We start from the raw sequence: 6,016 nt of genomic DNA on the forward strand, positions 1-6,016 counted from the left end.
GTGGTGCCGTGTGCGGCATGGGGTGGCGTAGGGTGCCAGTGGGCGGGGCAGAACAGGCCGCGAAAGAGCGGGCACGTCGCCCCCAGCACAGTGGCGCGGCACGGCGATCCGGCACGCAAAACGCTCCTCTCGACCCGGGTGTCGGGAGAAGTGTAGCCACGATCGGGGCGTGGGATCAATCCGTTGTCGGTGTCTTGTCTTGTGGCCGCACCAAACCGGGCAGGGCAAGACAAAGGGTCAATGGCGGCGCCGCCACGAGGGTTTTGAAATCCCCGGGGAGGCGGAGAGGTGGCGCGGTGTCCCCGCGTCTGGCCGGATCCCCTGCACCCGGGTGAGGGTGGTCTCTGGGGCCCTGTTCTCCTGGTCGGGCGGCGGGGTGTCAGTCCGCAGCCCAAATGTCGCGACAGAGGCAGTATGGCACAGGGGGGGTAAGGCCGCGCGAGGGGGGCGTGCGCCGGGGGCGCAACGGCCTTTGTTGGCGGGGCGCTTACATCCGGCCCTTGGTGATCTGGCGGAGCAGGCTCTCTTCTTTGTCCTTGGAGAGTTTTTCCTTTTTTGCCAGTGCCTTGGCCTGTTTCACCGCCTCGTCCTTGCGGTCGCTGTTGGCGAGGATGAAAATCTCGAACAGGGCCTTGTCATCCTTGATCCCCTGGGCTTTTGCCTCTTTCTTGGCGTCGTTTTGGCCAAGCTGTTTGATCACGAAATCGCGGAAGGTTTTTGAGTCGAAGAATTCGGATTTGAAATGGTCGAGCGGCCCGGTGATGAATTTCTGCGCCTTCGCGAAGATCACCTTGAAAGCAGCGGCGCGGGGGGTGTCGCTTTCGGCTTCTTGTTTCAAAAGGCTGTAGATGTTGATTGGCAGGTCGATGCGCTGGCTGTCGGGGAGGGCCTCGTCGAAATAGTCCCGGAAGAGGCCGGGGCCGTCCTGTTTGTTCATCATCGCGATGGTGCATTTGATATTGGGCAGCAGGACCTTTTTCTCGCGCGCGATCCAGTTGCCGAAGGTGTTGCGCATGCTGTTGTGCTTGAGCATGCCGGGGACGTCTGCGGGGAAGGCTTTGCCTGCGATCTTGATGGTTTCGGCCATTTTGATGTTCCTTTTTTGCAATGCGTTTGCGTTGATGCATAGGAAACACGGCCGAGGCAGGGATTATTCACGGGGGCGGGTGATTTTTTTTGTGTGTTGGGTCGAGCGCGATGCGGGTGAGGCTGCCGAGGGAGCCTCCGGCGGAGGTATTTGGGAAAAGATGAAGGGGGATGCCGGGGCGTGCCGTTGGGGGGGCAGTCTGAGAGCGTTCTTTTCCAAGTGCCAGCCTTCCCAAGTGCCGTGGCAATGCGCGACGATGGCCATCGTGTCCTTGGCGGTACAATATTTATCGATCACAATGGCTTGCGCTGGCGGGATGCGCCGAAAGAACCCGGTCCGGCCAAGACCCGCGTCAGTCGCGGCAAACGTTGGAGCGGCAATGGCGTTTTCGCCCGGATCATGGTCGGCCAAAAGGGGCGCGCGACCGCCAGACAGGTCGCATGACAGCCGGGATGAACACTCCGTTGCATGCCGCTGCGGACGCCAAGGGACAGTCGTTCGGGTTCTTCATCGCCCGCAGGCCAGGTGAGTGGCCTGCCGGAGGCGGGATGGCTGCTCGTTGATCCGAGCGATGATGCTGATTGGCTCAGAGACGCGTTGAAAGACAAAGGGGGAAAGACATGGGGCAAAGACAGACAAAGGCATGGGGACAAAGGCATGCCCCCCCGGACGGAAAATCCCGAAAGAAGGTCGGGAGATGCGACAAAAGGCGGCCCACACGGTGCAACCGGGCCGGAATCCAGGTCGGTCGCCTCAAGGATTGGCGACGCATCGCGACAAGATACGACCGGTGTCTGCAAACCGTTTGCCCAGCCTACATCCGCGTCGCGATCCTCTTGTGCTGGCGCTGAAAATCAATGAGCCTGAAGCCTGCTTCCCGATGTCGCCGCCTCAAACATCCAGCTCCTCCACGAATTTGGCGTTGTCCTGGATATACTGGTAGCGCAGTTCGGGTTTTTTGCCCATCAGGCGCTCGACCAGGTCGCTGGTTTCGCCGGGTTCGTCTTCGTCGATGGTCACCCGGATCAATTTCCGGGTCTTGGGGTCCATGGTGGTCTCTTTGAGGTCCTTGGCATCCATTTCGCCGAGACCTTTGAAGCGGGAGACGTCGATCTTGCCTTTGCCGCCGAGGCCTTTTTCCAGCCACATGTCGCGTTCGGCCTCATCCAGGCAGTAGACGCGTTTGGCGCCCTGGGTCAGGCGGAACAGGGGCGGGCAGGCGAGGTACAGGTGGCCGCTGTCGATCAGCGGGCGCATCTGGGTGAAGAAGAAGGTCATCAGGAGCGAGGCGATATGGGCGCCGTCGACGTCCGCGTCGGTCATGATGATGATCTTGTCATAGCGCAGATCGTCGAGGTTGAATTTGGTGCCGAGCCCGACGCCGAGCGCCTCGCAGAGGTCGCGGATCTCGGCATTCGAGGTCAGCTTGCCCGAGGCGGCGCCGAGAACGTTGAGGATCTTGCCCTTGAGCGGCAGGAGCGCCTGGTATTCGCGGTAGCGCGCGCCCTTGCCGGAGCCGCCGGCGGAGTCGCCCTCGACGATGAACAATTCGGTGCCGGAGCGGTCTTTTGAGGTGCAATCGGTGAGCTTGCCGGGCAGGCGCAGTTTCTTGGTGGCCGATTTGCGCTGGGTCTCTTTTTCCTGCTTGCGGCGCAGGCGTTCCTCGGCCCGCAGCACCAGGAAATCGAGGATGGCGCCGGCGGATTTGGTATCGGCGGCGAGCCAGTTGTCAAAGTGGTCGCGCACCGAGTTTTCCACCATGCGCGCCGCGCCTTCGGTGGACAGGCGGTCCTTGGTCTGGCCGACAAAGGCCGGGTCGGCAATGAAGCAGGAGACCAGCCCGCAGCCGCCCGCCATCAGGTCGTCCCGGGTGATACTGGCGGCTTTCTTGTTGCCGACGAGTTCGCCGTAGGCCTTGATCCCCTTGAGGATGGCGGCCCAGAAGCCGGCGACATGGGTGCCGCCCTCGGGCGTGGGGACGGTGTTACAGTAGGACTGGGTGAAACCATCGCGCGAGGGCGTCCAGTTGATCGCCCATTCCACATAGCCGGGTTCGCCGAATTTTTCGCGAAACTCGACCTTGCCGGCAAAGGGCACGTCTGCATAGACGGTGGATTTGCCAAGCACCTCGGTGAGGTAATCCTTGAGCCCGCCGGGAAAGTGGAAGGTGGCCTCGGTCGGGGTTTCGCCGTCGTCGATGGCGGATTTCCAGCGGATTTCCACCCCGGAGAACAGATAGGCCTTGGAGCGGGCGAGGGTAAAGAGGCGCTTGGGCTTGAAGCGGTGGGTGCCAAAGATCTGTTCATCGGCGTGAAAGGTCACGAAGGTGCCGCGCTTGTTCGGGGCGGCGCCGATCTTTTCGACCGGGCCAAGCGGGATGCCGCGTGAAAACCGCTGCTCGAACAGTTCCTTGTTCTTGGCCACCTGCACCACGAGACTGTCGGAGAGGGCGTTGACCACAGAAGAGCCGACCCCGTGCAGACCGCCCGAGGTCTGATAGGCCTTGCCCGAGAATTTGCCGCCCGCGTGCAGCGTGCACAGGATCACCTCCAGCGCCGATTTGTCGGGGAACTTCGGATGCGGGTCGATCGGGATGCCGCGGCCATTGTCGGTGACGGTGACGGAATAGTCGGCGTTCAGCGTGACCTCGATCCGGTTGGCGTGACCGGCCACCGCCTCGTCCATGGAGTTGTCGAGGATCTCGGCCACCATATGGTGCAGCGCCCGTTCGTCGGTGCCGCCGATATACATGCCGGGGCGCTGGCGCACAGGTTCGAGACCTTCGAGGACTTCGATGGAGGAGGCGTCGTAGGAGTCGGGTTCGTTGGGGCTGAGAAGATCGTCGGCCATGGGGTGGGCGCTGCTCATTGTTGGTGTTGGTTGGCGGGCAGTATGACGCATGTTCCGGGGCGGGGAAAGGGGCCTGCGCCGCGGCGGCGCCTGTCGATGGCGGGATCAACCGGAGCGGGCAAGTTCATCTGTGCCCTTGCAAACATCGGCGCGGGCAATACACCTTGGGACTGTATCTGTTAGGAGGTGAGTGATGGCGTGGATCGAAACGATCGGGTTCGACAGGGCAACCGGGAAATTGCGCAAGCTCTATGAACGACTGGCAGGGCCGAACGGCGAGGTGGACAACATCATGCAGCTGCACTCCCTGCGGCCGCATTCGATGGAAGGCCATATGACGCTGTACAAGAACGTGCTGCATCATACCGCCAATGCCCATCCCAAGTGGTTTCTCGAAGTGCTGGGGATCTGGGTGTCGGTTCTGAACGGCTGTGACTATTGCATCGACCATCACTTTGCCGGGTTGAAGCGGCAGATGAAGGACGATGAACGGTCGGAGGCGATCCTCGCCGCGCTGCGGGCGCGTGACATCGAGGGGACGCCGGTGCGGGGGCAGGAAAAGGCGGCGATGCGCTATGCGCAGAAGCTGACCGAGCAGCCATCGGCGATGACGGTCGAGGATGTCCGCCCGCTGCGCGATGTGGGGATGAGCGACGGTGAAATTCTGGAGATCAACCAGGTGGTCGCCTATTTCGCCTATGCCAATCGCACCGTTCTGGGACTGGGCTGTTCGACCGAGAGCGAGGTGCTTGGCCTCAGCCCCGGCAACAGCGCGGATCCCAGCGATTGGGGCCATGGCTGAGCAGGTGCTGGCGCCGCGATCGGGACGGGCGGAAACCGGCGTAAGCCCGGCGGCCGGGCGATTGGCCGCTTGAGGGGGACGGGACTTGGTCGTAGACGTTATAACATGAACAAAATTGCCCTGTTTTGCCTCTCTGTCCTGACGCCCGCCTTGCTGCCGGCGCCGCTTCTGGCGCATCCGCATATCTTTGTCGATACCGGGTTGCGGCTGGAGGTGGATGCGGCGGGGCGTTTGCAGGCGGTCGAGGTGACCTGGGCCTATGACGATTTCTATTCGCTGCTGATTTTCGAGGATCTGATGCTGGATTCGGATTTCGACGGGGCGCTGACTGCGGACGAGCTGGCGCGCTTGCAGGGGTTCGATCTGAACTGGTCGCCGGGCTTTGAGGGGGACCTTTATGCCATGGCGGGCGAAGAGACCCTGACGCTGGGGCCGCCGCAGCATCTGAGCACCGAGGTGGCTGATGGGATCATCACCACCCGCCACCGGCGCAGCGTGCGCGCGCCAGAGGCGGCGGCGGGGGACGAGACCGGCGTGCCTGCGGGCGGTGTCACCCTGCGGCCCTATGATCCGACCTATTACACTGCCTATGACGTCAGCCGCGGGGTCGAGGTGACAGGGCCCTGCACCGCCCTGACCCGCGCGCCGGATCTCGATCAGGCCTACACATTGGTCGAAGAGCTGCTGTATTCGATGCCGTCATCACAGGCCGAGGATGCCTATCCGGAGGTCGGGGCGGCCTTTGCCACCACGGTGATGCTGGACTGTGACGCCTGAGATGGCGGCGCGGATCCTGCCTGCGCTTGCGGTGGTGCTGCTGCTCGGGGCCTTCGGGCTGGCGCTGTGGCTGTGGGGATTTGGCGGCGCGGAGCCGCTGTTGCGGGCCGCAGCCGAGGCGCAACGCAGTGCGCAAAACGCCATGGCGCAGGGATTGCGCGCACTCAAGGGCGGTCAGCCCGGCGCCTGGTGGGGGCTGATGGCGACCTGTTTTGCCTATGGGTTCTTTCACGCGGCGGGGCCGGGACATGGCAAGCTGGTGATCGGCGGCTATGGGCTTGGGCGGGCGGTCACCCTGTGGCGGCTGTCGGCGCTGGCGGTGGTCTCGTCCCTGGCGCAGGCGGGCACGGCGGTGCTGTTGGTGCTGGCAGGTGTCCTGGCGTTTGACTGGGGCCGCGAGCAGATGACCGGCGCGGCGGAGCGCCTGTTGGCCCCGGTGTCCTATGGGTTGATGGCGCTCCTTGGCCTGTATCTTGTACAGCGTGGCCTGCGGCGGGTGT

Annotated in this window: 5 protein-coding genes and 1 pseudogene; 4 read left to right on the top strand and 2 right to left on the bottom strand. The window is 63.2% G+C overall.

The window, feature by feature from the left end; translation table 11 throughout:
• Positions 1–487: 487 nt before the first annotated feature.
• The gene (locus tag TRIHO_RS00060) at positions 488–1,087 is read right to left on the bottom strand and encodes a hypothetical protein (RefSeq protein ID WP_068239029.1); all 600 of its coding nucleotides are present in this window, start codon (positions 1,085–1,087) and stop codon (positions 488–490) included.
• Between the two features lie 180 nt (positions 1,088–1,267).
• Here TRIHO_RS00060 and TRIHO_RS24090 point away from each other — a divergent pair.
• Positions 1,268–1,938: pseudogene (locus tag TRIHO_RS24090) on the top strand (IS5/IS1182 family transposase).
• A 40-nt stretch (positions 1,939–1,978) separates the two neighbouring features.
• On the opposite strand, the gene parE reads toward TRIHO_RS24090, so the two are convergent.
• A complete protein-coding gene (gene parE, locus TRIHO_RS00070) occupies positions 1,979–3,937 on the bottom strand; it encodes a DNA topoisomerase IV subunit B (RefSeq protein ID WP_068239030.1) in 1,959 nt (652 codons plus the stop codon).
• Positions 3,938–4,130: 193 nt separating this feature from the next.
• Between parE and TRIHO_RS00075 the strand changes: the two genes are divergently transcribed.
• The 3 genes from TRIHO_RS00075 to TRIHO_RS00085 form a co-directional block, all read left to right on the top strand.
• Positions 4,131–4,739 (top strand): carboxymuconolactone decarboxylase family protein, encoded by a 609-nt coding sequence (locus TRIHO_RS00075; RefSeq protein ID WP_068239032.1) that lies wholly within the window; start codon positions 4,131–4,133, stop codon positions 4,737–4,739.
• 105 nt (positions 4,740–4,844) lie between these two features.
• The gene (locus tag TRIHO_RS00080) at positions 4,845–5,516 is read left to right on the top strand and encodes a DUF1007 family protein (protein ID WP_068239034.1); all 672 of its coding nucleotides are present in this window, start codon (positions 4,845–4,847) and stop codon (positions 5,514–5,516) included.
• Between the two features lies 1 nt (position 5,517).
• A partial coding sequence (locus TRIHO_RS00085) for a nickel/cobalt transporter (protein WP_408646147.1) occupies positions 5,518–6,016 on the top strand: 499 nt, incomplete at its 3' end.

This window comes from Tritonibacter horizontis, from assembly GCF_001518015.1.
GTDB classification, from domain to species: domain Bacteria; phylum Pseudomonadota; class Alphaproteobacteria; order Rhodobacterales; family Rhodobacteraceae; genus Epibacterium; species Epibacterium horizontis.

What these genes read in the sequence shown, in the direction of transcription:
- TRIHO_RS00060 (WP_068239029.1), bottom strand. Translation starts at nt 1,087, where the DNA reads ATGGCCGAAACCATCAAGATCGCAGGCAAAGCCTTCCCCGCAGACGTC.
- parE (WP_068239030.1), bottom strand. Translation starts at nt 3,937, where the DNA reads ATGGCCGACGATCTTCTCAGCCCCAACGAACCCGACTCCTACGACGCC.
- TRIHO_RS00075 (WP_068239032.1), top strand. Translation starts at nt 4,131, where the DNA reads ATGGCGTGGATCGAAACGATCGGGTTCGACAGGGCAACCGGGAAATTG.
- TRIHO_RS00080 (WP_068239034.1), top strand. Translation starts at nt 4,845, where the DNA reads ATGAACAAAATTGCCCTGTTTTGCCTCTCTGTCCTGACGCCCGCCTTG.